The organism is Providencia sp. PROV061, assembly GCF_011045655.1.
Taxonomy (GTDB): Bacteria; Pseudomonadota; Gammaproteobacteria; order Enterobacterales; family Enterobacteriaceae; genus Providencia; species Providencia hangzhouensis.
This window is the reverse complement of record NZ_CP042861.1, coordinates 855,746-881,760: the sequence shown is the minus strand read 5'-3', so window position 1 is coordinate 881,760 and position 26,015 is coordinate 855,746. Positions and strand designations below refer to the sequence as shown.

General features: G+C 40.4%; 22 protein-coding genes. 13 read left to right on the top strand and 9 right to left on the bottom strand.

Going from position 1 to position 26,015, the window contains the following annotated elements:
* Positions 1 to 61: 61 nt before the first annotated feature.
* The 7 genes from ppiD to bolA all read right to left on the bottom strand — a co-directional run bounded on the left by ppiD (position 62) and on the right by bolA (position 9,803).
* Positions 62 to 1,933 carry a peptidylprolyl isomerase gene (gene ppiD, locus FVA72_RS03880; protein ID WP_110592390.1) on the bottom strand — a complete coding sequence of 624 codons (1,872 nt, stop codon included), beginning with the start codon at positions 1,931 to 1,933 and terminating at the stop codon, positions 62 to 64.
* A gap of 175 nt (positions 1,934 to 2,108) precedes the next feature.
* On the bottom strand, positions 2,109 to 2,384 hold the full coding sequence (hupB, locus tag FVA72_RS03875; RefSeq protein WP_004914513.1) for a nucleoid-associated protein HU-beta: 276 nt from the start codon (positions 2,382 to 2,384) through the stop codon (positions 2,109 to 2,111).
* A 226-nt stretch (positions 2,385 to 2,610) separates the two neighbouring features.
* Positions 2,611 to 5,049: an endopeptidase La gene (gene lon, locus FVA72_RS03870; RefSeq protein ID WP_110592391.1), complete on the bottom strand. Its 2,439-nt coding sequence runs from the start codon at positions 5,047 to 5,049 to the stop codon at positions 2,611 to 2,613.
* A gap of 206 nt (positions 5,050 to 5,255) precedes the next feature.
* On the bottom strand, positions 5,256 to 6,533 hold the full coding sequence (gene clpX, locus FVA72_RS03865) for an ATP-dependent protease ATP-binding subunit ClpX (protein WP_004905441.1): 1,278 nt from the start codon (positions 6,531 to 6,533) through the stop codon (positions 5,256 to 5,258).
* A 114-nt stretch (positions 6,534 to 6,647) separates the two neighbouring features.
* On the bottom strand, positions 6,648 to 7,268 hold the full coding sequence (clpP, locus tag FVA72_RS03860; RefSeq protein ID WP_004905443.1) for an ATP-dependent Clp endopeptidase proteolytic subunit ClpP: 621 nt from the start codon (positions 7,266 to 7,268) through the stop codon (positions 6,648 to 6,650).
* 539 nt (positions 7,269 to 7,807) lie between these two features.
* Entirely contained in the window at positions 7,808 to 9,112 is a 1,305-nt protein-coding gene (gene tig, locus FVA72_RS03855) for a trigger factor (RefSeq protein ID WP_004905445.1), read from the bottom strand.
* Positions 9,113 to 9,464: 352 nt separating this feature from the next.
* Entirely contained in the window at positions 9,465 to 9,803 is a 339-nt protein-coding gene (gene bolA, locus FVA72_RS03850; protein WP_110592392.1) for a transcriptional regulator BolA, read from the bottom strand.
* A 257-nt stretch (positions 9,804 to 10,060) separates the two neighbouring features.
* Here bolA and FVA72_RS03845 point away from each other — a divergent pair, with 257 nt between their 5' ends.
* The 9 genes from FVA72_RS03845 (at position 10,061) to FVA72_RS03805 (ending at position 20,225) form a co-directional block, all read left to right on the top strand.
* Positions 10,061 to 10,642: a YajG family lipoprotein gene (locus FVA72_RS03845; protein ID WP_036958553.1), complete on the top strand. Its 582-nt coding sequence runs from the start codon at positions 10,061 to 10,063 to the stop codon at positions 10,640 to 10,642.
* 130 nt (positions 10,643 to 10,772) lie between these two features.
* Positions 10,773 to 12,275 carry a muropeptide MFS transporter AmpG gene (gene ampG, locus FVA72_RS03840; RefSeq protein ID WP_004905450.1) on the top strand — a complete coding sequence of 501 codons (1,503 nt, stop codon included), beginning with the start codon at positions 10,773 to 10,775 and terminating at the stop codon, positions 12,273 to 12,275.
* A gap of 272 nt (positions 12,276 to 12,547) precedes the next feature.
* Positions 12,548 to 13,318 (top strand): outer membrane protein OmpK, encoded by a 771-nt coding sequence (locus FVA72_RS03835; RefSeq protein ID WP_094962140.1) that lies wholly within the window; start codon positions 12,548 to 12,550, stop codon positions 13,316 to 13,318.
* Between the two features lie 428 nt (positions 13,319 to 13,746).
* On the top strand, positions 13,747 to 14,718 hold the full coding sequence (cyoA, locus tag FVA72_RS03830) for a cytochrome o ubiquinol oxidase subunit II (RefSeq protein WP_004905454.1): 972 nt from the start codon (positions 13,747 to 13,749) through the stop codon (positions 14,716 to 14,718).
* 4 nt (positions 14,719 to 14,722) lie between these two features.
* Entirely contained in the window at positions 14,723 to 16,714 is a 1,992-nt protein-coding gene (gene cyoB / locus FVA72_RS03825) for a cytochrome o ubiquinol oxidase subunit I (protein ID WP_036958554.1), read from the top strand.
* A complete protein-coding gene (locus FVA72_RS03820) occupies positions 16,704 to 17,318 on the top strand; it encodes a cytochrome o ubiquinol oxidase subunit III (RefSeq protein ID WP_042846920.1) in 615 nt (204 codons plus the stop codon). Before cyoB ends, FVA72_RS03820 begins: the two co-directional genes overlap by 11 nt.
* Positions 17,319 to 17,651 carry a cytochrome o ubiquinol oxidase subunit IV gene (locus tag FVA72_RS03815; RefSeq protein WP_004905459.1) on the top strand — a complete coding sequence of 111 codons (333 nt, stop codon included), beginning with the start codon at positions 17,319 to 17,321 and terminating at the stop codon, positions 17,649 to 17,651.
* A 12-nt stretch (positions 17,652 to 17,663) separates the two neighbouring features.
* Entirely contained in the window at positions 17,664 to 18,551 is an 888-nt protein-coding gene (gene cyoE, locus FVA72_RS03810) for a heme o synthase (protein ID WP_004905461.1), read from the top strand.
* 312 nt (positions 18,552 to 18,863) lie between these two features.
* Complete coding sequence (locus FVA72_RS03805; RefSeq protein ID WP_110592393.1) at positions 18,864 to 20,225, top strand: MFS transporter; 1,362 nt, start codon at positions 18,864 to 18,866, stop codon at positions 20,223 to 20,225.
* Between the two features lie 205 nt (positions 20,226 to 20,430).
* Here the strand turns inward: FVA72_RS03805 and FVA72_RS03800 are convergent, their stop codons facing one another.
* The gene (locus FVA72_RS03800) at positions 20,431 to 20,922 is read right to left on the bottom strand and encodes a YajQ family cyclic di-GMP-binding protein (RefSeq protein WP_004905465.1); all 492 of its coding nucleotides are present in this window, start codon (positions 20,920 to 20,922) and stop codon (positions 20,431 to 20,433) included.
* Positions 20,923 to 21,109: 187 nt separating this feature from the next.
* On the opposite strand from FVA72_RS03800, the gene panE reads away from it, so the two are divergent.
* Positions 21,110 to 22,024 (top strand): 2-dehydropantoate 2-reductase, encoded by a 915-nt coding sequence (panE, locus tag FVA72_RS03795; RefSeq protein WP_004905466.1) that lies wholly within the window; start codon positions 21,110 to 21,112, stop codon positions 22,022 to 22,024.
* A complete protein-coding gene (gene yajL, locus FVA72_RS03790) occupies positions 21,984 to 22,577 on the top strand; it encodes a protein deglycase YajL (RefSeq protein WP_110592394.1) in 594 nt (197 codons plus the stop codon). The genes panE and yajL overlap by 41 nt, the downstream gene beginning before the upstream one ends.
* Before the next feature lie 467 nt (positions 22,578 to 23,044).
* Here the strand turns inward: yajL and thiI are convergent, their stop codons facing one another.
* On the bottom strand, positions 23,045 to 24,496 hold the full coding sequence (gene thiI, locus FVA72_RS03780) for a tRNA uracil 4-sulfurtransferase ThiI (protein WP_110592395.1): 1,452 nt from the start codon (positions 24,494 to 24,496) through the stop codon (positions 23,045 to 23,047).
* 220 nt (positions 24,497 to 24,716) lie between these two features.
* On the opposite strand from thiI, the gene xseB reads away from it, so the two are divergent.
* Together xseB and ispA are read left to right on the top strand one after the other, a co-directional pair.
* Positions 24,717 to 24,968 carry an exodeoxyribonuclease VII small subunit gene (xseB, locus tag FVA72_RS03775; protein ID WP_004914571.1) on the top strand — a complete coding sequence of 84 codons (252 nt, stop codon included), beginning with the start codon at positions 24,717 to 24,719 and terminating at the stop codon, positions 24,966 to 24,968.
* A 3-nt stretch (positions 24,969 to 24,971) separates the two neighbouring features.
* Positions 24,972 to 25,889 (top strand): (2E,6E)-farnesyl diphosphate synthase, encoded by a 918-nt coding sequence (gene ispA, locus FVA72_RS03770; protein ID WP_110592396.1) that lies wholly within the window; start codon positions 24,972 to 24,974, stop codon positions 25,887 to 25,889.
* Positions 25,890 to 26,015 lie beyond the last annotated feature (126 nt).

The following is a 26,015-nucleotide window of genomic DNA, read 5'->3' as shown; positions in this document are numbered from 1 at the left end:
GCCACCCAAAGGTGGCCTTCTATTCATGAAGTTACAATTTTACTTGCAAAGCTGCTCGCAATTACTCAATATTCAGCACTTCAATTTTTGCATTCTCACGCAAGTTAAGCATCAGAGCTTCATTGACCGCAGAACTCATAGCACCTTGGTATTCACGAGTCAGTTGCTTTAACTCATCTTCCGTCGGTTGGCCTAGCGTAACTTTATCTAGTTGAATAAGCACATAGTTATCGGACTCATCACGCGCAAGTGCATAACTTGGTTTACCATCAGCAGGTTGCGGCATTTCCATCGTTGCATTAATAAGCGCTGTTTGTGGCATTAAACGAGAAACAGTTTGAGTATCGGAAAATTTAACACCCGCCGCATTTAGAGCTTCAGTTCCTTTACCCGCATTTAACTCAGCAAGAAGTTTATCACTCGTAGCTTTCAACTCTGCATCCGCTTTTTGGCGCTTAACCAGAGTTTCAATTTCGGACTTAACCTTATCAAAAGGTTCAACGCTTTCAGGTTTGTACTCTGTTACACGCACAACAAATGCACGGTCCCCTTCAACGTTAATAACATCTGAGTTGATCCCTTTAGAACCATTTTTATCCACTAAACGGTCGCTAAATACTTCACTGACCACTTTAGGGAAATTAAGTGCGGCAGGCGGATTTGTTCTATCAAACCAATCCGTTGTCACAGCTTTCAAACCAGATACAGATTCAACCGAAACTAATGATTCCATATCACTCGTGGCAGCCTCACTAACCTTCTGCTGTAAGTCATAGAATTGTTTAATGTTTTTATCTTGAAGTAAGCTAGTTTTAATACTTTCTTCAACTTGCTCAAACGGTTTAATAGATTCAGGTTTAATATCATCTAAGCGAAAGATAACATAACTATTTTGTGATTTAACAGGTGCCGAAAGTTGCCCTTTTTCTGTTAATTTTGCGTCCACAATTTCGCTTGGCGTTGATGCCGCTTCCATCCAACCAATCAAGCCTTTTTGTCCTGCACTGAATTTATCCGTTGATTTTTCAGTTGCCAGTGTTGCAAAGTCCGCACCTTGTTTTAATTCATTCAGAATATCATTTGCTTCTTTTTCTGAAGCTACCTGAATCATGCTGTACTGTTTTTGCTCTGCCTGAGTATAATTTTTCAGGTTTTGATCATAATACGCTTTTACTTCTTCAGCTGACACTGTCGCTGGCGGCATTGATGCTGCATCCATTTCAACATAGCTTACTTGTACTTTCTCAGGTGAGATAAAGCTATTTTGGTTGGCATCATAGTAGGCTTTTAATTCTTCTTCAGAAGCTGTTTGTTTTGCTTGAACCTCTGCTAAATCTAAGATTGCAGTACGAATTTCACGTTCTTGCATAAATAATTCAGCATATGCTTTAACTTCTGATGGTAAAGCGAAATCCGTTCCAGTAAAGGTTTTTCCTAACTGAGCTCGTGTAAGGTCTTGGCGAATTTGAGCCGCAAGGCTATCCGCGTTAATGTTGTTACGACTTAAGATCTCACGATATTTTTCGCTATCAAACCGGCCATCTGTCTGGAAAACAGGCATTGAGAAAATATATTGCTCAATTTGCTGGTCACTTGCTGAGAGCTGTAATTCATTAGCATACTGATTAATCAGTTCATTGTTAATCAAGTTATCAAGAGCTTGACGACGCAGTAAATTCATACTTTCTTCATTACTAGCGACTTCTGAGAATTTATCCCCTAGGTACTCTTGTAATGATTGGCGTTCTTGTTGAAAAGCCTGCTGTAGCTGTTCGCGGCTTATTGATTGCCCGTTAACTTCAGCTGCATTATTTGCATTGTTGCCACCGAGGCCCCCCATCATAACGCCACCCAACACGAATGAAAGGATAATCAGCGCCAGTATTATTTTGAGCAAAGGACTATTCGCCTTTGTGCGTAAATTTTCCATCATAAAAAGGCTTAACTCCGCTTTGTTGAATTCAATTTCCTGATAATACGCTAATCTTAACTCAGAAAGAAAAAAAAGCGCACCATTTCAATGGTGCGCTTATATATTAGCTGATTAAAGACATTCCGTCAGTTTGAGTTTTCGCAAAATTACGAGAAAGACAAACTTAAATACCTAATTAGCTATTTACAGCGTCTTTAAGACCCTTGCCTGGACGGAAAGCAGGAACTTTCGCCGCAGCTATTTTAATTTCTTTACCCGTTTGAGGGTTACGGCCTGTACGTGCTGCACGCTCACGAACAGAGAAAGTCCCAAAGCCAACTAGAGCAACATCATCCCCTTTACTCAGAGAACCTGTTACAGTAGCAACGAACGCGTCAACAACACGACCTGCTGCAGCTTTAGAAATATTCGCATCAGAAGCGATTTGATCAATCAGTTGAGCTTTATTCACTCTTATCATCCCCATATTAGTTGGACTATAAATCTCTTAATTAACTATAGCAGTTATTAGTATAGTTAATTAATGATGCAGCCGTTATATCAATCCTGATTACCAATGGCAAGAGAACAGATTGCATACAAACAATTATCAGAATCATCGTTAAATTAGCGATGAAAAAAAAGACTGACAAGCCCTAAATTAGCTGTCAGTCTTAATTTTATACAAACTTCTTGATTCAGCTCACTCTTTTAGCTTTCTTTTTAACTACTTCTGCCCCAAAAGGAGGGTTAACTAAAGCTAAAGAAAGAACTTCTTCAATTGTTTTCACCGGATGAATTTCGAGATCCGCGATCACATTTTGAGGAATTTCCTCTAAATCACGTTCGTTTTCTTTAGGGATTAATACGGTTTTAATCCCTCCGCGGTGTGCAGCCAATAATTTTTCTTTCAGGCCGCCTATCGGGAAAACTAAACCTCTTAAAGTAATTTCACCTGTCATTGCTACGTCAGCTCTAACTGGATTACCCGTTAAGCAAGAGACTAAAGCGGTTGACATCGCAATACCCGCACTCGGGCCATCTTTTGGTGTAGCGCCTTCTGGTACGTGAACATGAATATCACGTTTTTCATAGAAATCACTATTTATACCCAGTTTTTCTGCTCGAGCTCTAACAACCGTTAATGCCGTTTGGATAGACTCCTGCATGACTTCACCTAAAGAACCGGTATAAGTTAGTTTGCCTTTGCCTGGCACACATGCAGTTTCAATAGTCAGTAAGTCACCACCAACTTCAGTCCAAGCAAGGCCTGTAACTTGCCCAACACGGTTTTCTGTGTCTGCTTGGCCATAATCAAAACGGCGAACACCCAGATAATCTTTCAGGTTATCAGCGTTGATTTCAATGTGCTTAAGCTTTTTGTCCATGAGCAGCGCTTTAACCGCTTTACGACACAATTTAGAGATTTCACGCTCTAAACCACGAACTCCAGCTTCACGAGTGTAATAACGAATAATGCTCATTAAAGCACTATCATCGATAGCTAACTCATTCTTTTTCAATGCGTTACGTTCAATCTGCTTAGACAGCAAATGTTTTTTCGCAATATTCAGTTTTTCATCTTCTGTATAGCCAGAAAGACGGATGACTTCCATACGATCTAACAATGGTGCTGGAATATTCATCGAGTTGGATGTTGCAACAAACATCACATCAGACAAATCGTAATCCACTTCCAAGTAGTGATCGTTAAAGGCAATATTTTGTTCTGGATCAAGCACCTCTAATAATGCAGAGGCTGGGTCACCACGCATATCAGATGACATTTTATCAATTTCATCCAATAAAAATAGTGGGTTTTTGACCCCTACTTTTGCCATCTTTTGAATCAGCTTACCTGGCATTGAACCGATATAGGTACGACGGTGACCGCGAATTTCAGCTTCATCACGCACCCCACCTAATGCCATACGAGTGTATTGACGACCAGTAGCCTTGGCAATAGATTGCCCCAAAGAGGTTTTACCCACGCCCGGAGGCCCAACCAGACAGAGGATTGGCCCTTTAATTTTACTGACGCGGCTTTGCACTGCCAGATACTCTAAAATACGGTCTTTCACACGCTCTAAACCGTAGTGATCGGTATCTAACACTTCTTGAGCTTTAACTAAGTCTTTTTTGACTTTACTACGTTTATGCCATGGTACCTGCACCATCCAATCAATATAGCTACGGACAACAGTAGCTTCTGCTGACATTGGCGACATCATTTTCAGCTTCTGCAATTCTGCTTCTGCTTTCTCTTGTGCCTCTTTTGGCATTTTCGCTTCTTCGATTTTACGTTTTAGCGATTCATATTCGTCTGGCGCATCGTCCATTTCACCCAGCTCTTTCTGAATGGCTTTCATTTGCTCATTCAGATAATACTCACGCTGGCTTTTTTCCATCTGTTTTTTAACACGATTGCGGATACGTTTTTCCACTTGCAGCAGCTCAGTTTCTGACTCCATCATGGCCATCAAAAACTCTACACGCTCTGCGATATTTGCCATTTCTAAAACGCGTTGTTTATCCGCTAATTTTAGTGGCATGTGAGAGGCAATGGTATCTGCCAATTTGTCTAGCTGATCTTGTTCAATCGCATGTAACGCGGTTAATACTTCAGGTGGAATCTTTTTATTCAGTTTTATATAACTTTCGAACTGACTAACGATAGTGCGGTACAACACTTCGTTTTCTTTTTCATCAAGTGCGTCTGATGATTGAGAACCCGCTGTCGCTTCATCATACGCTGCGTGTTCAGATTCATTATTTTGCTCTGCAGCTAAATATTCTGCTTGCGCTAAGAAATATTCGCCATTATCTGTCAAACTGGTAATACGTGCGCGTCGTAGACCTTCAACGAGGACTTTAACGGTGCCATCAGGCAGTTTTAGCATCTGAATAACGGATGCGACTGTACCGACAGCAAATAAATCATTCACCCCTGGCTCATCAGTCGAGGCTTCTTTTTGCGCAACCAGCATTACCTGCTTGTCATGATCCATCGCTGCTTCCAGACTGTGAATGGATTTTTCACGTCCAACAAACAGTGGGATCACCATATGTGGGTATACCACTACATCACGCAGAGGCAATACTGGTATTTCAATGCGTTCGGAACGCTCAGGATTCATAAAGCTCTCTCTTCGTTTAGCTCACGCTAGTTTAAGGGTTTCTATCTCTTGTTTTAAAATTACTTTTTAGAACAAGGAAACCACACCTCAGAATATAAACTATATGGGGACAAGATTTTAGCATTCAATGGCTAGTTGAACATAAAAAACAAAATGAGGGAAACCCCTCATTTCGTTTGATTAACTATTGAACGTTTTATATGGGATTAGTTATCGCCAGAAGCTTGAGCATCAGGTTTGCTATATATCAATAGCGGTTCTGATTGTTCGTTAATGACGTTTTCATCAACGACAACTTTTTCAACATCACTCATTGAAGGAAGGTCATACATCGTATTTAACAATGCAGCTTCAACAATAGAGCGTAAACCACGAGCTCCGGTTTTACGTGCCATAGCTTTCTTAGCTATTGCTTTTAGTGCTTCTTCACGGAATTCGAGTTCAGTATTTTCAAGGCTAAATAAGGCTTGATATTGTTTAGTTAAAGCGTTTTTAGGCTCTTGCAGAATCTGAATTAATGCTTCTTCACTTAATTCAGTTAATGTTGCAACAACAGGTAAACGGCCAATAAATTCAGGAATTAAACCAAATTTAATTAAATCTTCTGGCTCTGCCTGAGTTAATAACTCACCTTCCGTTGCTTTATCTGATTCACCTTTCACTTCGGCAGCAAAACCGATACCTGAACGGGTATTTAAACGCTGGCCAATTACTTTATCGAGCCCTGCAAATGCCCCACCACAAATAAAGAGGATTTTTGAGGTATCAACCTGCAAGAACTCTTGCTGAGGGTGTTTACGTCCCCCTTGTGGCGGTACTGCTGCAATCGTTCCCTCGATTAGTTTCAGAAGGGCTTGTTGCACACCTTCACCAGAAACGTCACGGGTAATTGATGGGTTATCTGATTTACGTGAAATTTTATCAATTTCATCAATATATACGATACCACGCTGAGCTTTTTCAACATCGTAATCGCACTTTTGTAGTAATTTTTGAATAATATTTTCAACGTCTTCACCGACATAACCAGCTTCAGTTAATGTCGTTGCATCAGCCATTGTAAATGGTACATCCAAATAACGTGCTAAAGTTTCAGCTAAAAGCGTTTTACCACTACCGGTTGGGCCAATTAGCAAAATATTACTTTTGCCTAATTCAACACCATCACTGGTTTTATCACCATTACGCAAGCGCTTGTAATGGTTATATACCGCAACCGCTAAGACTTTCTTCGCTTTTTCTTGGCCGATGACATAGTCGTCAAGATGCTGTCGGATTTCATGTGGCGTAGGCAGCTCACTACGCTCGCGATGCGGCGTAAGTTCTTTTATTTCTTCACGGATGATATCGAGACATAAATCTACGCATTCATCACAAATATAGACTGACGGACCGGCAATCAGCTTACGAACTTCATGCTGACTTTTTCCGCAGAAAGAGCAGTAAAGCAGTTTTCCTGTCCCCTCTTTGCGTTTATCTGTCATCAGTTGACCTCACTTTTATCCATATTGTTTTGTTTTCATTCAATTAAAAAACAAAACAACGATTTTCTTTAAAATAGTTTATGGTATGAACTAATTATACCAAAAGTTAACCCATTAACGGCTACTATAAATTTGGTCGACTAAACCATACTCTTTTGCTTCATTTGCAGATAAGAAGCGGTCACGCTCTGTGTCTCGAGTAATTTCTTCAATGGATTTACCAGTATGTAGAGCCATTAGCTCGTTCATTCGAGATTTCACTTTAAGAATTTCTTGAGCATGAATTTCGATATCTGACGCTTGACCTTGATAACCCCCTAATGGTTGGTGGATCATCACGCGTGAATTTGGTAAGCAGAAACGTTTACCTTTGGTACCCGCCGTCAATAAAAAAGCCCCCATGGAACAAGCTTGTCCCATACAAATAGTACTTACATCAGGCTTGATAAACTGCATCGTATCGTAAATTGACATTCCTGCGGTAATAACGCCACCCGGTGAATTAATATACAAATGAATATCTTTTTCAGGGTTTTCTGCTTCAAGGAATAACATCTGAGCGACGATTAAATTCGCCATATGGTCTTCCACTTGACCAGTCAGGAAGATAATACGTTCTTTTAATAGACGTGAGTAAATATCATACGAGCGCTCACCACGAGAAGTTTGCTCTATGACCATAGGCACAAGGGCCATTTGAGATGCTAATTGTTCCTGACTGCCAAAATGTGACATCGAAATCTCCTATTAAAAACGTTCCGGTGCTTGCGCCTAATTTGCTGTCTGCCTGCTATTTTGAGCAGAGATCATGCCACAAACAACGGTTTTAAAAAATTCCTGTGTCTGCAGGCTCTTTCAATTCTCTTATTTTCTAGTTTAGCTAATATTTAACCAAGCAACTGGCGAAATAAGAAGAAAATGCAGCTAAGTATGCTGCAGTAAACAAGACGCTCTGTAAAAGAGTTTAACACAAGTCTATTGGGTTACACGGAATTATACCATTAGAAAACCATACTTGATTTTCAAAAATGACGAAATAACTCGATTGGTTAATATCACTATTTTCTACAATATTAAGCTATTCAAAATAGTTCAAATTGCAATTAAAGCCCCACTTAGACTACTTGAAGTATAGATAATATAATTAGGGTTTAAATGTGTTTTTCAAGGGTATCCTAATTAAATTCGCTAAAGTGATAATTTAAAGGCTTTAATTGACAAAAAACCCGTAGTATTACACCACGGGTTTCATTATTTTGTACAGCAAGAAAGAATTAACCTGCTTGAACTTGGTTCATCAGTTCAGTGAAGTTAGTTTCTTTTTCTGTCACTTTAGCAACAGCCAATACAGTTTCAACAGCTTGTTCTTCTAAAGCTAAGTTACGAACGCTATTCATCAGCTCTTCGTTTTTGCTGTAGTATTCGATAACTTCAGCTGGATCTTCATACGCAGAAGCCATTTCCTCGATCAGCGCTTTAACGCGATCTTCGTCAGCTTTCAGTTCGTTTTTGTTGATCACTTCGCCTAACAGCAGACCGATCACTACGCGACGTTTTGCTTGTTCTTCAAACAGTTCACGAGGTAATTCCATCGCTTGTTTTTCGTCGCCACCAAAACGCTGTGCCGCTTGACGACGCAGAACATCAATTTCACCATCAACAACTGCTGCTGGAACTTCGATGTCGTTAGCTTTGATTAAGCCATCAAGAACTTGTGCTTTAACACGGTTACGCACGGCATTTTTCAGCTCACGCTCCATGTTTTTACGTACTTCTGCACGCAGGCCATCTAAAGAACCATCAGCGATACCAAAACGCTTGATGAATTCTTCAGTGAATTCAGGCAGTTCACGTTGTTCTACTTTCTTCAGAACAATAGCAAATTTCGCCGCTTTACCTTTCAGGTTTTCAGCATGGTAGTCTTCTGGGAAGTTAACTTCGATATCGAATTCTTCACCCGCTTTATGACCAACAACACCTTCTTCGAAGCCTGGGATCATACGACCTTCGCCCATAACGAGTGCGAAATCTTCTGCTTTTCCGCCTTCGAATTCTTCACCATCGATAGAACCGGTAAAGTTGATAGTGATGCGAGAGTCAGCTTCTGCTGCCGCTTCAACTTCTTTCCACTGCGCTTGTTGCTTACGCAGAGTTTCTAACATGTTTTCCAGATCTTCATCTTTTACAGATACAGCTGGTTTTTCAACTTCAATCGTTTCTAAACCTGTTAATTCGATTTCTGGGTAAACTTCGAATTCAACTGAATAAACAAAATCTTTACCGTCTTCGAGTTGCTCAGGTTTGTAGCTAGGCGCACCCGCTGGATTGATTTTTTGTTCAATAATTGCGTTGATGAAGTTACGTTGCATTACATCGCCCAGAACGTCTTGCATAACAGACGCGCCGTAACGCTGTTTAACGATGTTCATTGGTACTTTCCCTTTACGGAAACCATCAACACGTACTTTTTTAGCAACACTAACTAATTCGCTATTAACTGCTTTTTCAATATCAGTGGCAGGAACGGTGATTGTTACACGACGCCCAAGGCCTTGAGTCGTTTCAACAGAAACTTGCATCTTCTTACCTCAAAATAAATCTTAGTGATCGGTCTACTCCAGAGTTATGCCATTAAATCATAACGGCTGTCTCCCTTCCAGAACCGGGGGCGTTACTTTCGTAACGGTCAATCCCTGATATCAGAAGCGTCCCGAAACCTTACTGAAAATTAGACGCAGCATTATACCGATGCATGCGCCCTGAGTCGAGAAAAGCTGAGAAAAGAAGCGTTTTTTCCTCATTATTTGTGACTTTTCTGACTAAATTTTTTGTTTTTTCACCTAATTTGAAGAAAAAACATTCACCAAGCTCATCATCGAGCATAGCTGATTAAGTACAGCATAGTCTCAGTGTATTAACTGAAACGAAAAATTACCGATTAACACCGCCGACACCACGACAAGCAGGTGATTTTAACGCAGTGTCAGCAAGCTCATTCCACTCTTGTTGCGTATATGTATGCAAAGCAAGGGCATGGATCCCTCCCGATAATTCGCTGGCTAAAATAGCATAAATTTCGCGGTGGCGGGCAAGCATTCGTTTATTTTCAAATTTATCACTCACTAAAATAACTTTGAAATGGCTTTCAGAGCCCGGTAACACATTGTGTTGGTGGCTTTCATTAATTACCTCCAAATGTGTAGGTTCGAAAGCAGCTTGTAATTTTTTGCTCACGAGAGATTGCATACTTTGAGCTGCATTAGCGACCATAAAATGCTCCTTAATTAAAAATTATGCTCAGAGGCAATTATCTTTTATTGTACGTGTTGATTATTGCTATCTTCTTATTATAGAAATATCCGATAATAACTTGCCAATGTTATGATAGCGGCACATTGATGCGAATTTATTCAAAAATTGTTGTCTAATAGTTCAGGATAAATAAGCCGCTAAGCTTTATATTGAACGACGGCTACCCGCACCATAACGAAACATTTTCAATTAGGAAAGATGAACTGGAAAAAATTATGTTAAGAAAACTGTGTTTTCCACTTTTAGGGTTATTTCTTCTTGCGGGCTGTGCAACCAGCAGCAATACATTATCACTTGAGCCTAAGATAGCTTTACCTGCAAAAAACCCCACACTGAATGCAACTTCAATCAGTGTTAGCAGTGTAGACAATCGTACGAATAAATCCTTAGCGGAAGTCAACCGCAATGGCAGTTTAGTCGTACTGAACCCTTCACGCGATCCTCGTTATCTGATGCAAGAAGCCGTCGAAAAACAAATGGCTGCACGTGGCTTTATGGTGACATCACCAGCAAATGTGAATCTAGTCGTTCAATTGAATAAACTCGATACCAAAGTCAGTGAAGGCAGCTTGCGCCATAATATTACCGTAAACTCCAGTGTGAGTATTATTGCAACAGCCCCAAATGGTTCGACAAAAACACGTTCATTTACCCGCAATTTTAATACACAAGAGTTATTAGCAGCCAATAATGACAAGATAGCAACAGCTATCAATAGCGCACTCACTGATTTAATTGCAGATATGGCAACAGACCAAGAAATCACCGATTTTATCAGACAAAATTCACGCTATTAACTGAGCAATCATTATCATTAAGTATTAAGCTACCTAAGCTCTCACTGATTGAGCTTGGGTAGCATAGCGCAGCCAATACCTCTGCAGCGCAATGTATTGCAGCAATATCACACTGGCTTAGAGGGAAATAATGCCTCGTTTTACTCTACCAAATAACATCACTTTAATCCTTTTAGGCTTTGTTTCTGGTCTACCTTTAGCTTTAACTGCAGGTACATTACAAGCTTGGCTAACTGTTGAAAATGTCGATATTAAAACTATTGGTTTCTTTTCATTAGTCGGACAGGCTTATGTGTTGAAATTTCTTTGGTCCCCAATGATGGACCGCTATACTCCGCCCTTTCTTGGTCGTCGAAGAGGATGGCTATTAACCACGCAAATTCTGTTGATTATCAGCATTGCCGCTATGGGCTTTATGAACCCCTCAGAGCATTTGTGGTACCTTGCTGCGCTAGCGGTTACTGTTGCATTTTGTTCAGCCTCACAAGACATTGTTTTTGATGCCTATAAAACTGATTTACTGAGTGCGGAAGAACGCGGAATTGGTGCTGCAACCTCAGTTATGGGTTACCGGATCAGCATGTTAGTTTCAGGCGGCCTTGCTCTTTGGTTAGCGGATAAGTTTTTAACGTGGAAACAACTATATTTAGTCATGGCAGGGCTGATGATTATCGGCGTTATCGCAACATTACTCGCGAAAGAACCCGAAGAAAGCTGCGCTGCACCAACATCACTAAAAAAAGCAATATACGAACCACTCGCTGAATTCTTTAGCCGAAACAATGCTTGGCTAATCTTACTACTGTTAGTTTTTTACAAGCTCGGTGATGCCTTTGTCATGGCGCTTAATACTAACTTTCTATTAAATGCTCTTGGTTTTAGTTTAAGCGAAGTGGGTACCGTCAATAAAACTGTTGGTATGGCTGCAACTATTGTTGGAGCGTTACTTGGTGGTTACCTCATGAAAAATATGAGCTTATTTAAAGCTCTATTTATTTTTGGGCTTCTACAAGGCGGCTCTAATATAGGCTATTGGTTCTTAGCGATAACACCGCCCCATATCTTAACCATGGGGTCGATTATCTTTCTAGAAAATATCTTCTCTGGTATGGGAACCGCCGCTTTTGTCGCCCTATTAATGACACTATGTAATAAGTCGCTATCCGCAACGCAGTTTGCACTTCTTTCTGCTCTTTCCGCCGTTGGTCGTGTTTATATTGGCCCAGTCGCAAGTATTTTTGTCAGTAATTATGGCTGGCCACTGTTCTACCTTATTTCGATCGCAGTTGCAGTCCCTGGTGTTTTGCTTTTATTAGCTTGTCGGACATCCTTAATCTACACACAAACAACAGGGTTGTTTCAACGGCGTCAGCTGTATGCGAAAGGGTATCGCATTGCCGTTTATGCTCTTATTACTGCCGTTAGCTTCCTTGCTATTTGGCTACTTTCATTACTTATATTTTCATTTAGTGATATGAAAGTTTATCTGTTTACGACACACATTGAATTTTGGCTGAGTTTACCCCACTACCAAAACCTTATTTTTAATACTGGTATTAGCATTGGTGCTATCAGCTTAGTTATTGGTGGTAGTTTAGATTTCCTCGCCGTTCGCAAAACAGTACAGCAATAACCCTCCCAATACTCTTTCTCATTCTTTTCATAATTCCCTAAGCAAAGCTTATTTGTTTAGGGAATTTGATCTTTTGTATAAATTAGATCTAAATAGCAAAACAAAGCAATAATATCTAAATATCGTGATTGCGATCACTTCATGCGTGTAAAATATTTCTTAATTACAATTTTCAAGTCTAATATATCACAAGTTACAAATTGGTTAGCTAAAGTGTTAATAACTAACGCACTACTAAATTCCATTAATCAATAAGTGAAAATAATCTATATATGAAAAAAATCATTTACATGACCGCCTTAATTTCTCTAGCAGGTACGGCATATTCTGACAATATTATTGGCTATAAAAATGGCTTTGCTGATGTCAATGTAAACTATTTAGATTGGTCACATCGTACTGAAACCAAAACAGAAAACACGACACGTAAGAAAGATTTTGCCTATATTGAGCTTGAAGGCGGTGCCAATTTTAATTGGGGTGAGTTATATGGCTTTTTTGATCTCGAAAACCCATTCCATAGCCAACACACCGATTCAGGACGAAATAAACGCTATACCATTAAAACAACAGGCCGCTTTTATTTAGGTGATACTGGTTTCAACCTATACGGGCACGTTTATGGCACTTGGTCATTACCTGGAGCCAAGTATGGTGGTAATTTCCACGATGTGAATACGTTATATGGTATTGGTTATAACACTGCATTCGGTGATTTATGGTTTAAACCTTTTATTGCTCTTAATTACACCGACCAGACATTCTATTCAGGTAATAATGGATATGTAGCAGGTTGGGTGGCTGGCTATAATTTCAGCGTATTCGAAGAAAATTTCATGATAACAAACTGGCATGAAATGGAATTCGCGAGGAATAAACGCTATAACGGGGATAAGCGTAATGGCATAAATGGCGCCCTCGCTTTTTGGTGGAATGCAACAAACCATGTTTCTGCAGGGGTACAATACCGCTATGCTGATAATAAATTAGGAGATACTTTCTATCAAGATGCAATCATTTATACATTAAAGTATACCTTTTAGCGCACTATAGAACATTGCATCAGAAGTTAACTATTTTCTTATTTTTATCAGTAAAATAAGAATTTTTCTTTATGATTTAGCCGATAAAGCAACCAAAATAGCTTTATCGGCAATAAAAACTGTAATTTCCCTTAGCAAATTGCTAATCATTTATATCAGTTTCACTATTTTTTCATTTCTTTTGTATATATTTTTCTTTGAAAAATTACCAAGATAATTTAGTATTAATAGAGTTTTATCAATACATACTTATAATCCGTATCAATTTTAACTTTTTGTTTATAAGTTCTTTACATGTGATCATATTAACATAAAGAGCTAACAATTCAGTTTCTTTGCCTTACAATCATTTACACTCGCATAACCTTACCGTAAAATGCCCGCACTGATGAAACGACAATTAGAATCTTTGTCATTTGGGGTCGTGGATGAGACTTATGAACTACAAAAAAAGCATCGGAGCAATCTCACTCGTTGTAGCTGCCTTACTACTAGGTGGTTGCGATATGGTGTTGATGGATCCAAAAGGCGCCGTTGGCGTTAAACAAAAAGAGCTAATTCTTATTGCAATTGGCTTAATGCTACTTGTTGTTATTCCTGTTATTTTCATGACGATTATCTTCGCAAGAAAATACCGTGAATCCAACACGTCAGCAACCTACCGTCCTAATTGGGCTCACTCAAATAAAATTGAGTTAGTCTGCTGGACCGTTCCTATCATCATTATCATTATTCTAGGTGCTATCACTTGGAAGACGACACATGAGCTGGACCCGTATCAGCCATTAGTGAGTGATCAGGAACCTGTCACTATTGAAGTTATTTCTGCTGACTGGAAATGGATATTTATTTATCCAGAGCAAGGCATTGCAACAGTTAATGAAATCGCATTCCCTACAGGTGTGCCAGTTAACTTCAAAATCACGTCAGATTCGGTGATGAACTCATTCTTCATTCCATCTTTAGGTGGCCAAATCTACGCGATGGCAGGTATGCAAACTAAACTTCATTTAATCGCTAATGAACCAGGTACCTACAAAGGCTTCTCAGCAAGCTACAGTGGCCACGGTTTCTCTGACATGAAGTTCAATGCTATTGCAACTCCAGACCGTCAAGGTTTTGATGAGTGGGTTCAAAAGGTAAAAGCTTCTCCTAAAACAATGGATACCATGCAGGCATTCGACGAAGTCGCTAAGCCAAGCATGAACGTTCCTGTTACCTACTTCTCTAGCGTGAAGCCTAAACTTTATGAAGATATCGTTCTGAAGTTTGGTCATGAGCACCATAAAGGTCACGCTCCTGTAGAAAATCAAAGTCATTCAATGACTGACCATAACGATGCTACAGGCAATTCAATGCAAATGAGCCATAGTGCTCATGCTGCTGGCGCTGAGGAATAAGGGCATGTTCGGAAAATTAACACTAGATGCAATTCCGCTCCATGAGCCGATTATCGTTGTCACCCTGATTGCTATTGTCCTAGGTGGACTTGGCTTAGTAGGTGTGATTTCTTACTTTGGTAAATGGAAGTGGTTGTGGAAAGAATGGTTAACCTCTGTTGACCATAAGAAAATTGGTGTCATGTACATCATTGTCGCAATGGTTATGTTATTCCGTGGCTTCGCGGATGCTATCATGATGCGTGGGCAGCAAGTTCTTGCTTCTGCTGGCCAAGAGGGTTTCTTGAATCCTCATCACTATGACCAAATCTTCACCGCACACGGCGTTATCATGATTTTCTTCATGGCAACTCCATTCGTTGTTGGTCTGATGAACTTAGTTGTGCCTCTGCAAATTGGTGCACGTGATGTTGCGTTCCCATTCCTTAACTCATTGAGCTTCTGGTTCTTTGTTGTTGGTGTTGTGTTAATCAACATCTCTCTAGGGGTAGGTGAATTCGCACAAACTGGTTGGTTGGCTTATCCGCCATTATCCGGCTTGGAGTACAACCCTGGGGTCGGGGTCGATTACTGGCTCTGGAGTCTCCAGATATCCGGTATTGGTACACTATTAACAGGGGTTAACTTCATCGCGACTATTATCCGTATGCGTACGCCGGGTATGTCGATGATGAAAATGCCTGTATTCAGCTGGGCTGCGTTATGTACTAACGTATTGATTGTTGCTGCTTTCCCTATCTTAACTGTTACATTAACGCTTCTGACGTTAGACCGTTATTTAGGCACCCATTTCTTCACTAATGATATGGGCGGCAACATGATGATGTACATCAACCTGATTTGGGCATGGGGTCACCCTGAGGTGTATATCCTTGTTCTGCCAGTGTTCGGTGTATTCTCTGAAGTTGCAGCAACCTTCTCGAAAAAACGTTTATTCGGTTATACCTCATTAGTTTGGGCGACAATCGTTATTACCGTTATGTCCTTCATCGTTTGGTTGCACCACTTCTTTACGATGGGTTCAGGAGCGAACGTTAACGCCTTCTTCGGTATCGCCACAATGATTATCGCAATCCCTACAGGGGTTAAGATCTTCAACTGGTTGTTTACCATGTACCAAGGCCGTATCGAGTTTAAATCACCTATGCTGTGGACTATCGGTTTCATCATCACCTTCTCTGTTGGTGGTATGACTGGTGTTCTGCTTGCTGTTCCAGGTGCAAACTTCGTTCTGCATAACAGTCTATTCCTGATTGCTCACTTCCATAACGTTATCATTGGTGGTGTTGTATTCGGGTGCTTCGCGGGTATGACTTACTGGTTCCCGAAAGCGTATGGCTTCACGCTAAATGAGAAATGGGGTGTTCGTGCCTTCTGGTTCTGGATCATCGGTTTCTTCTTAGCCTTTATGCCACTGTACATTCTTGGCTTTATGGGTATGACCCGTCGTTTAAGTCAGAATATTGACCCGACTTACCACACAATGTTAGTTGTTGCTGCAGGCGGTGCTGCGTTAATCGCAATCGGTATTGCATGCCAAGTTATCCAAATCATTGTGAGTATCCGTGACCGTCATGAAAACCGTGATTTAACCGGTGACCCATGGGGTGGACGTACACTTGAGTGGGCGACATCTTCTCCACCACCTTTCTATAACTTTGCGATTGAACCACACGTTCAAACCCGCGATGCATGGTGGGATCTGAAAGAGAAAGGCCTTGCTCATAAGAAACCAACTTCATATGAAGAAATTCATATGCCGAAAAACACAGGCGCAGGCGTTATTATCGCTGCATTTAGCTTAGTTTTAGGTTTCGCAATGATCTGGCACATCTGGTGGCTCGCAATCATTGGTTTCGGTGGAATGATCGTAACTTGGATTGCAAAAAGCTTCGACGAAGATGTTGATTACTACGTACCTGTGGCTGAAATCGAAGAAATCGAGAATAAGCACTTTGAAGAATTGCGTAAGGCAGGTGTGAACGATGTCAACTAATACAATGACTAACCAAAATATCGCCCATGCTGAGCATGGGCACCACGATGCAGGTGGAACAAAAGTATTCGGTTTCTGGCTCTATATTATGAGCGACTTGATCCTGTTTGCTTGTTTGTTTGCTACCTATGTTGTTTTGGCCGATGGAACTGCTGGCGGTCCTGCTGGTAAAGATATCTTCAGTCTGAAGTTCGTATTAGGCGAAACCTTCTTACTGTTAGTGAGTAGTATCACTTACGGCTTCGCAATGATAGCGATGCATAAAGGTAAGATTGCTGCTGTTAACTTATGGCTATTTGCGACATTCCTGTTAGGCCTAGGCTTCGTTATCATGGAAGTCTATGAGTTCCATGAACTGATTGCAGAGGGCTTTGGTCCTGACCGTAGCGGTTTCTTATCTGGCTTCTTCGCACTTGTTGCGACTCACGGTCTACACGTAACTGCGGGTTTAATTTGGATTATCATTATGATGATTCAAGTTACTCGTCGTGGTCTAACTGATGTCAATAAAACACGTTTAAACTGCCTAAGCTTGTTCTGGCACTTCTTAGACGTTGTGTGGATCTGTGTATTTACCGTTGTTTATCTTCTGGGGGCTATTTAAATGAGTCATGCAAAAGATGCTCACACTGGAGCAAGCCACGGTAGCGTTAAAACATACCTGATTGGCTTTATCCTATCAGTTATCCTGACAGTGATCCCTTTCTGGATGGTGATGGAAGGTACAGCGTCAACTTCAGCAATCCTTTGGACTGTTGTGGGCATGGCGGTTGTGCAAATTCTGGTTCATTTGGTTTGTTTCTTACATATGAATACATCATCAGATGAGCGTTGGAATTTAGTTGCCTTCCTGTTCACCATGCTTATTGTTGGCATTGTGGTCATTGGCTCACTGTGGATTATGTACAACCTGAACATCAATATGATGCTCGACTAAAGAGTTGCCGATATGTTTAAGCAATACCTGCAAGTGACCAAACCAGGAATTATATTCGGAAACTTGATTTCTGTGATCGGTGGTTTTTTATTGGCTTCAAAAGGGTCAATTGATTACCCACTGTTCGTTGCGACTTTGCTGGGTGTATCACTGGTCGTGGCTTCTGGTTGTGTTTTTAACAACTACATCGACCGTGATATCGACCGTATCATGGAAAGAACGAAGAATCGCCCTTTAGTTAAAGGGTTAATTGATCCGAAAGTTAGCCTGATTTACGCTGCTGCATTAGGTATTGCTGGTATGGTGCTGCTACTTGTAGCAGCCAATGCTCTGGCAATGCTGCTTGCAGTTATCGGTTTCATTGTTTATGTAGGTATTTATAGCCTATATATGAAACGTAAATCCGTTTATGGCACACTGATTGGCAGTCTTTCAGGCGCGGCACCACCAGTTATCGGTTACTGCGCTGTTACAAATGAATTCGATATGGGTGCACTTATCCTATTATTGATATTCAGTTTGTGGCAAATGCCTCATTCTTATGCCATTGCTATCTTCCGCTTTAAGGATTACAAAGCCGCAAACATTCCTGTGTTACCGGTTATTAAAGGAATTTCCGTCGCGAAAACGCACATCTTCCTGTATATCCTAGCGTTTATGGTCGCAACATTAATGTTAGCTATCAGTGGATACGCGGGCTATAAGTACCTCATCGTAGGTGCAGCAGTCAGCTTATGGTGGCTAGGTATGGCAATTTCGGGCTTCAAAACCGAAAATGACGACCGGGTCTGGGCAAGAAAACTGTTCATTTTCTCAATCGTAGCGATTACTTCATTGAGCGTAATGATGTCAGTTGACCCTATCGTTTCAAGCGATACTGTTATAGCTCTCGTCAGATAACTTATCTGTTTACTGATGATAACGATGTCTAAACGGCGGGCCTTCCCCGCCGTTTTTATTTGTCTCTAACTGCTTTTACAACTCACTTTTACTTATTCTGCCTATCCTTATGAATCTATTTTATGGTTAAATAGCCGCTTGCTATTGATAAGCTAGATATCAAATGCACTATTAAAAATGCTAATAGGTTGAGATTAAAAACATATTGCCACAACATATACGTATTTATTCAACTTGTTGTATTTATTAATGTGTGACCTAACTAGCTGAGAGAAGTCAACACCGCTACAGCACGAAATATGAAGAATAAAAATGAATGATAACAAAATGACATCTGCAGAGCTTAGATCCACTTGGGGATTAGGCTCCGTTTTCTCCTTGCGAATGCTTGGAATGTTTATGGTATTACCTATTTTGACCAGCTATGGGATGCATTTACAAGGTGCTAGCGAGTTCTTAGTGGGTGTTGCTATTGGTATCTATGGCCTTAGCCAAGCCGTTTTTCAAATCCCTTTTGGTTTAATGTCAGATAAGATTGGTAGGAAACCTTTAATTATTATTGGGTTAGTTATTTTTATTATCGGAAGTATCGTTGCAGCATTAAGCGATTCTATTTGGGGAATTATTATTGGTCGGGCTTTACAAGGCGCCGGAGCAATTTCTGCTGCCGTCATGGCATTACTTTCTGACCTAACTCGAGAGCAAAATCGCACTAAAGCCATGGCATTTTTAGGTATTAGTTTCGGTTTAACTTTTGCTATCGCCCTCGTACTTGGCCCAATTATCGCTAATTGGGTTGGTTTAAGTGGCTTATTTTGGGGGATAGCGCTACTTGCAGTTGGTGCTATTGCAGTGACTGTTTTTGTTGTTCCTAATACTAATACTCATGTCTTAAATCGTGAGTCTGCATTTGTGCAAGGTAATTTAAAAGCGGTTTTAATGCACCCCCAATTACTCAAATTAAATATAGGGATCCTCAGCTTACACACCCTACTGATGTCCAGTTTTGTTGCTCTGCCTCTTATCATGACTGACTCTGGCTTTTTAGCGAAAGACCATTGGAAAGCCTATTTAGTCACGATGTTAATTGCTTTTGTCACCGTACTTCCGTTCATTATTTATGCGGAAAAATACCGCAAAATGAAACAAGTCTTCTTATTCTGTATTGCCGTTTTAGCATTGGCCGAAATTACCTTATGGTTTTCTGGTAGTCACTTATGGGTGATTTTCTTAGGTATTCAACTGTTTTTTATCGCTTTCAATATCATGGAAGCCATTTTACCGTCACTCATAAGCAAAGAGGCACCTGCGGGCTATAAAGGAACTGCCATGGGCGTTTACTCCACTAGCCAGTTTTTAGGCGTTGCCATCGGGGGTATTGTTGGTGGGTGGTTATACAGTTTTGAAGGAGCTAGTACCGTTTTTATTGGTGGTTTAATTTTGACCATTATCTGGTTTATCATTAGCCTGACAATGCAGCAGCCTCCTTATGTCAGCAGTATTCGTATTGAATTACCCAACCATATTGGAGATACAAGAGCTCTTGAGAAAAAATTACAAGCTCAAGAAGGGGTGATGGAAGCGCTTGTCGTTGACGAGGAATTTAGTGCTTATGTTAAAGTTGATAGAAAAATCATCAATCGAGAGCAACTTGAAGCATTAATAAATCAGTAAAAATTAGCCCGCTATCGCGGGCTGAGGTTGTTGACAAAGCAGGATAAAAGCGTGGTTTTTCCCGCTTTGTGTTATCAGCCGAAAATCAATAAATTGATTTTCCTAGTTTATTTTCAAAACCTATTAGACTTGCCGCCAAACATAATATGTTTGTCAGCAGTCTGAGCCCGCTATCGAGGGCTTTAAATGAATGCTTGAAAAATAACTAATCGCGGAAGTTATTAAATTGAAAAGGTTGGCCTAAGTTCCCGCCACGTACTAATGCCATAACCGATTGTAAATCATCACGGGCTTTGCCCGTCACACGTACTTGGTCACCTTGAACTTGTGCTTGGACTTTCAGTTTACTGTCTTTAATTAATTTAACGATTTTTTTAGCAGTTGCAGCATCAATACCTTGCTTGAACGTAACTTCAACGCTATAGGTTTTTCCACTATGAACAATATCTTCTGGCACATTCAATACAGCACCATCAATACCGCGTTTTGCCATTTTTTCTCTTAAGATATCAACTAACTGGAGCACTTGGAAATCAGACTCGCTAGTGATTTTAACTGATTCATTTTTGTCATTTAGCTCAAAACTAGCTTCAACATTTTTAAAATCCCAACGGCTGGTTAACTCACGCTGCGCATTTTCCACCGCATTACGTACTTCATTCATTTCCACTTCAGATACAATGTCAAATGATGGCATAGCTAGAACCTCACTGATAATTTTTAGACTGTGCGCATGATAACGTTTTTATTCACATCACTTCAAGTTATCAGGGTCTGTGATACTTCGTTAACTACAACTTCGTATCGTAAAAGGTTATAATGATAAGAGATCACTTCCGCCTTACCTTATAAGACGTTAAAGTCCCATTTTCAAAGGGGAAACAATGAAAATAACTCTAATTGGTTGTGGTGCGATAGGTAAACTGTGGCTTGCTTCACTTGCAATACAAGGGCATGACATACAAGGTTGGCTACGTGTTGCACAGTCTGATTTATTCGTCGATGTTAATGAACCTGATGGGCGTAGTTTCCGAGAGCTGATTCCCTGTAATAATATTAACCACTTGCAAACCAGTGAGTTGATCATTGTTTGTTTAAAAGCATGGCAAGTTTCTGACGCTTTATTACCTTTAATTAATACTATCCCAGAAAATACGCCTATTCTATTACTGCATAATGGTATGGGGACGATTGAAGAGCTGGCGCCTTTACGTCATCCTATCTTAGCGGGCGTCACAACCCATGCAGCTTGGCAAGAAAATAACCAAGTATTTCATGTCGCAAATGGCATCACACATATCGGCGCTATCAATTCCCAAGCACAAGCTTACTACCCAATAGCAGATATCTTGCATGAAGCCTTACCTGATGTGGCTTGGCATAATAATATTTTAACCACTTGCTGGCGTAAATTGATTGTGAACTGTGTCATTAACCCCCTTACCGTCGAACATACCTGTAAAAATGGTGAATTAATCCAACATTCCATACAGATATCTCAGATCATTGATGAAATATGTCATGTTATGGCGGCAGAAGGGCTGCATACGGATAAAGCAGAACTGACTGAGTATATTTACGGCATTATCAATAATACCGCTGATAACTATTCCTCTATGTTACAAGATATGCGAAATAATCGCCGTACAGAGATTGATTACATCACTGGCTTTTTAATCAAACAAGCACGAGCTCATGGGATCAGTACACCTGAAAACGATCGCCTTTATCATTTAGTCAAAAATAGAGAACAACAATATGACGACTTCCGCTCTAGTTTGCATCGCTCATGGGAGTGAAGAAATTGAATTTACTATTACTGCTGATTTATTAGTTAGAGCAGGTATCGATGTGACCTTAGCGAGTGTGACTGAAGATGGCTCTTTAACCATTACAGCCTCACGAGGCCTAAAAATTATTGCCGATACTCCGTTGATTAAAGTCGCTGATGAACCTTTTGATGCCATTGTGCTGCCTGGTGGTATGGCGGGAGCAGAAACGTTCCGCGATAGCCCACTGGTGGTTGAAAAAGTTCGCCGTATGCATCTTGATGGTAAAATCGTAGCAGCTATTTGTGCAGCACCAGCGCTTGTACTTGAATATCACCAATTGTTTCCACTAGGTAATATGACCTGTTTTCCATCAATGAAAGATAAAATCGCAGCTCATAAATGGGTCGATCGCCGAGTTTACTTTGATGAACGTGTCAATCTATTAACTAGCCAAGGGCCCGCCACTTCTTTTGACTTTGCATTAAAGTTAATTGAATTATTGGTAGGCCGAAAGACTGCGGCCCAAGTTGCCGCTCAACTCGTTTTACCTAATGGTATTAACGATTATTTAGAAGATTAAATATAAAACTCATTATAAAAAACGAATTAGAAATAAAACTTAACTTATTGAATAATAAAAATTAAATAGTAAAAAATCTGTGTTTAGAGTACTTTTTTGCTATGATTGCCGCGGGTGCTTGGATCATTTGGTTCAAGCATTAGTGAGAGCCAAAAAGACGAAAGCCCCGAATTTAGATGTTAATCTTAATCCGAGGCAGTCTCCAACTCACACAATTGGATTCTGTCTCCTTTTAGAAAAGGAGTCAAGAGGAATGGCCAAAATTGCCCTTCCGGGGCTAGTTACCGTGTGTCTGACGGTATTGTGTTTTTCGTTATTGATGCAAGAAAGACTGTGCTCTTTCAGTATCAGCAGCGGAAACACGCTGGTTCAAGCTACGTTATCCTGCGATAACTAGTCTTGTGGGGGAAATTTCCCCCACATTTCTCTCTGATCGTGAGTTGGTGATACAAGCACCCTGTTTTAAGTTATGGGCGATAAACCTTTATATTTTCATAACCTTGTTCTTTTAGGTATAGCGCTTGCAAGCGGCTCATTACCCCACGGTCACAATATAATAAATAGGTTTTATCTTTTGGTAAGTCACCAAATTGCGTGCTCAACTTATAGAATGGAATGTGCTTAATTTCCATTCCATCTACATTCAGTGGTTTGTCTTCGAATTCATCAATTGAACGAATATCTAAAATCACTTCATTTTCAATTGAAAGCTCACTCACCATTTCAATTTCAGGAACTTTTTCAAGACTTTCTTGTGCAATTTGTCGAATATCTATATTTTGAGCTTGCTCAACAACAGACTCTAAAATACTAAAATCAAAATTGGCCTCTTCCGCTTCAATCCGCGCTTTCACCGCTTTAACTGTTGGGCTTTTTGAGATTACACCACAATATTCAGGCATGGTTTTTGCGAAATCTTCAGTACCAATTTGGCGAGCTAACTTAATAATATGTTCTTTATCATGGGAAATTAGCGGCCTTAATACGAGAGTATCAGAAGCATTATCAATTAAACGCAAGTTTGTTAAAGTCTGGCTTGATACCTGCCCTAACGCTTCACCTGTGACAATCGCCTGCACGCCATAACGCTCAGCAACTTTAGATGCCGCTCTTACCATCATACGTTTGAGCACAACGCCCATTTGGCCATCATCCACTTTTTCTAAAATTTCAGCCACAACTGGCTCAAAATTTACAGTAATAAAACGGACTTTATGGGAACTACCAAAACGGTTCCACAAATAATGTGCGATTTGCTTCACACCAATTTCATGTGCAGCTCCGCCTAAATTAAAGAAGCAATAGTGAACACGACAGCCACGGCGCATCAACATATAGCTCGAGACACCTGAATCAAAACCACCGGAAATGAGTGACAACACATCCTCTTGGGTCCCTATAGGGAAACCACCAATGCCTTCAATACGTGCTTTAACTAAGATAAGTTTATCATCTTCGATTTCTAAGTGAATCGTGGTGTCAGGGTCTTTAAGCTTAACTTTTGCAGATGCAATGTGCTGGTTTAACCCACCACCGATATAGCGTTCAGCATCGATGGATGAAAACTCATGTTTACCACGACGTTTCACCCGCACACAGAATGTTTTATTTTCTAATGACTCGCCATAGGCTTCGTGTGTCATTTCGTAAATATGATGCAGACTAGTAAACGGTTTTTCTTCCACTTCGAGAATATGGTGAATACCTGGGATACGCCCTAGCATGTCACAAATTTCATCGTGTTTTGTTTCCCCCTTCACACGCACTTCAATGTTATCCCAATTACGGACAACCGAAATCTCTTCGCCAAGTGGTTTAAGCACGTTACGGATATTACTGGTCAAAATTTTAATGAAACGTAGCCTAACAGTTTGGCTTTTAATGGTAATTTCTGGGAATAACTTAATGATAAACTTCATAATAGCTGCATGTTCATGGTGGTTGGGGGCAAACGAATGTGCCTTAACAGAGACACATGACACGTTACCAATTGTCAATAAAGAGGCGTATTATAACACTATCTTGCGGGTTGAATCTAAAAACCCCAATAATAAATTGTAACCGTAGCAAGACTGCGTTAGTCTGCTGAATATTTAAAATCCCTCGAATTAACTGATTTCACATTAGTGGCTAAAGACTATGGCTAAAGAAAAAACTCAGCAAGTTCCGACTGTTAGTTTTGAAAACTCACTTCAAGAGCTAGAACAGATCGTCGCTCGCCTAGAATCCGGTGAACTTCCCTTAGAAGATGCCCTTAATGAGTTTGAACGTGGTGTTCAAATTGCTAAACAAGGTCAAAAAGTATTACAGCAAGCAGAGCAACGTGTACAAATTTTGCTAAGCGATGACGAAAATAAACCTCTAGCCGATTTTTCACCTGATACAGAATAAATTATGTCTGAACAACATTTAGATAGCTTTACGCAGCAACAAAAGCAAGCTTACGACAGAGTCAATCAATACCTATTAGATGCCTTAAATGCGCTGCCGTTTGCAAACCTCCCTCTAGCGCAAGCTATGCGCTATGGCACATTATTAGGTGGAAAACGCTTACGTCCATTTTTAACTTATACCATCGGCTCGATGTTTGGTGTTAGCCAAGAAAACCTTGATGCCCCTGCTGCTGCAGTCGAATGTATTCATGCTTATTCATTAATCCATGATGATTTACCTGCAATGGATGATGATGATTTACGTCGTGGCCAACCGACTTGCCATATTAAATACGGTGAAGGCAATGCGGTGCTTGCTGGAGATGCATTGCAAACATTGGCTTTCCAATTGCTGTCATCTGCACCAATGCCAGATGTAACAGACAAAGACCGCATAGCGATGATTGCAGAGTTATCATACGCAAGTGGCTTAGCAGGTATGTGTGGCGGACAAGCACTTGATTTAGATGCAGAAGGGAAGCAAGTTGACCTTGAATCTCTCGAGCGCATTCATCAACATAAAACAGGGGCATTGATTCGTGCTGCAATCCGTCTTGGTGCTTTTGCGGCAGGTGAAAAAGGTCAACAATTGTTACCTGTTTTAGATAAATATGCACAATCCATCGGTCTTGCCTTTCAAGTACAGGACGATATTCTAGATGTTATCGGTGATAGTGAAGTCACGGGTAAACGCCAAGGAACTGATGCCGAACATGAAAAAAGTACCTATCCATCGCTATTAGGGCTTGAAGCGGCGCAGAAAAAAGCACGTGAGCTATATCATGATGCAATAGATGCTTTAGAGACACTCCAGTCCCATGGATATAATATAGAAATGTTAAGCGCTTTAGCTAATTTCATTATTGAACGTAAAAGCTGACAATATGCTTTGCCTTTTGGCTACAAGAAGATCGATAATTACGGCAATTTATTACCCTAATGTATCTTCGAATCATTCCTATAACACAACAAAATAGATGGATGACTTCTTAATCACTCGAGTTAT

Excerpts from the sequence above, each read along its gene's own strand:
- ppiD (WP_110592390.1), bottom strand. The coding sequence starts at position 1,933 with ATGATGGAAAATTTACGCACAAAGGCGAATAGTCCTTTGCTCAAAATA.
- lon (WP_110592391.1), bottom strand. The coding sequence starts at position 5,049 with ATGAATCCTGAGCGTTCCGAACGCATTGAAATACCAGTATTGCCTCTG.
- clpX (WP_004905441.1), bottom strand. The coding sequence starts at position 6,533 with ATGACAGATAAACGCAAAGAGGGGACAGGAAAACTGCTTTACTGCTCT.
- clpP (WP_004905443.1), bottom strand. The coding sequence starts at position 7,268 with ATGTCACATTTTGGCAGTCAGGAACAATTAGCATCTCAAATGGCCCTT.
- tig (WP_004905445.1), bottom strand. The coding sequence starts at position 9,112 with ATGCAAGTTTCTGTTGAAACGACTCAAGGCCTTGGGCGTCGTGTAACA.
- bolA (WP_110592392.1), bottom strand. The coding sequence starts at position 9,803 with ATGGTCGCTAATGCAGCTCAAAGTATGCAATCTCTCGTGAGCAAAAAA.
- FVA72_RS03845 (WP_036958553.1), top strand. The coding sequence starts at position 10,061 with ATGTTAAGAAAACTGTGTTTTCCACTTTTAGGGTTATTTCTTCTTGCG.
- ampG (WP_004905450.1), top strand. The coding sequence starts at position 10,773 with ATGCCTCGTTTTACTCTACCAAATAACATCACTTTAATCCTTTTAGGC.
- FVA72_RS03835 (WP_094962140.1), top strand. The coding sequence starts at position 12,548 with ATGAAAAAAATCATTTACATGACCGCCTTAATTTCTCTAGCAGGTACG.
- cyoA (WP_004905454.1), top strand. The coding sequence starts at position 13,747 with ATGAGACTTATGAACTACAAAAAAAGCATCGGAGCAATCTCACTCGTT.
- cyoB (WP_036958554.1), top strand. The coding sequence starts at position 14,723 with ATGTTCGGAAAATTAACACTAGATGCAATTCCGCTCCATGAGCCGATT.
- FVA72_RS03820 (WP_042846920.1), top strand. The coding sequence starts at position 16,704 with ATGTCAACTAATACAATGACTAACCAAAATATCGCCCATGCTGAGCAT.
- FVA72_RS03815 (WP_004905459.1), top strand. The coding sequence starts at position 17,319 with ATGAGTCATGCAAAAGATGCTCACACTGGAGCAAGCCACGGTAGCGTT.
- cyoE (WP_004905461.1), top strand. The coding sequence starts at position 17,664 with ATGTTTAAGCAATACCTGCAAGTGACCAAACCAGGAATTATATTCGGA.
- FVA72_RS03805 (WP_110592393.1), top strand. The coding sequence starts at position 18,864 with ATGAATGATAACAAAATGACATCTGCAGAGCTTAGATCCACTTGGGGA.
- FVA72_RS03800 (WP_004905465.1), bottom strand. The coding sequence starts at position 20,922 with ATGCCATCATTTGACATTGTATCTGAAGTGGAAATGAATGAAGTACGT.
- panE (WP_004905466.1), top strand. The coding sequence starts at position 21,110 with ATGAAAATAACTCTAATTGGTTGTGGTGCGATAGGTAAACTGTGGCTT.
- yajL (WP_110592394.1), top strand. The coding sequence starts at position 21,984 with ATGACGACTTCCGCTCTAGTTTGCATCGCTCATGGGAGTGAAGAAATT.
- thiI (WP_110592395.1), bottom strand. The coding sequence starts at position 24,496 with ATGAAGTTTATCATTAAGTTATTCCCAGAAATTACCATTAAAAGCCAA.
- xseB (WP_004914571.1), top strand. The coding sequence starts at position 24,717 with ATGGCTAAAGAAAAAACTCAGCAAGTTCCGACTGTTAGTTTTGAAAAC.
- ispA (WP_110592396.1), top strand. The coding sequence starts at position 24,972 with ATGTCTGAACAACATTTAGATAGCTTTACGCAGCAACAAAAGCAAGCT.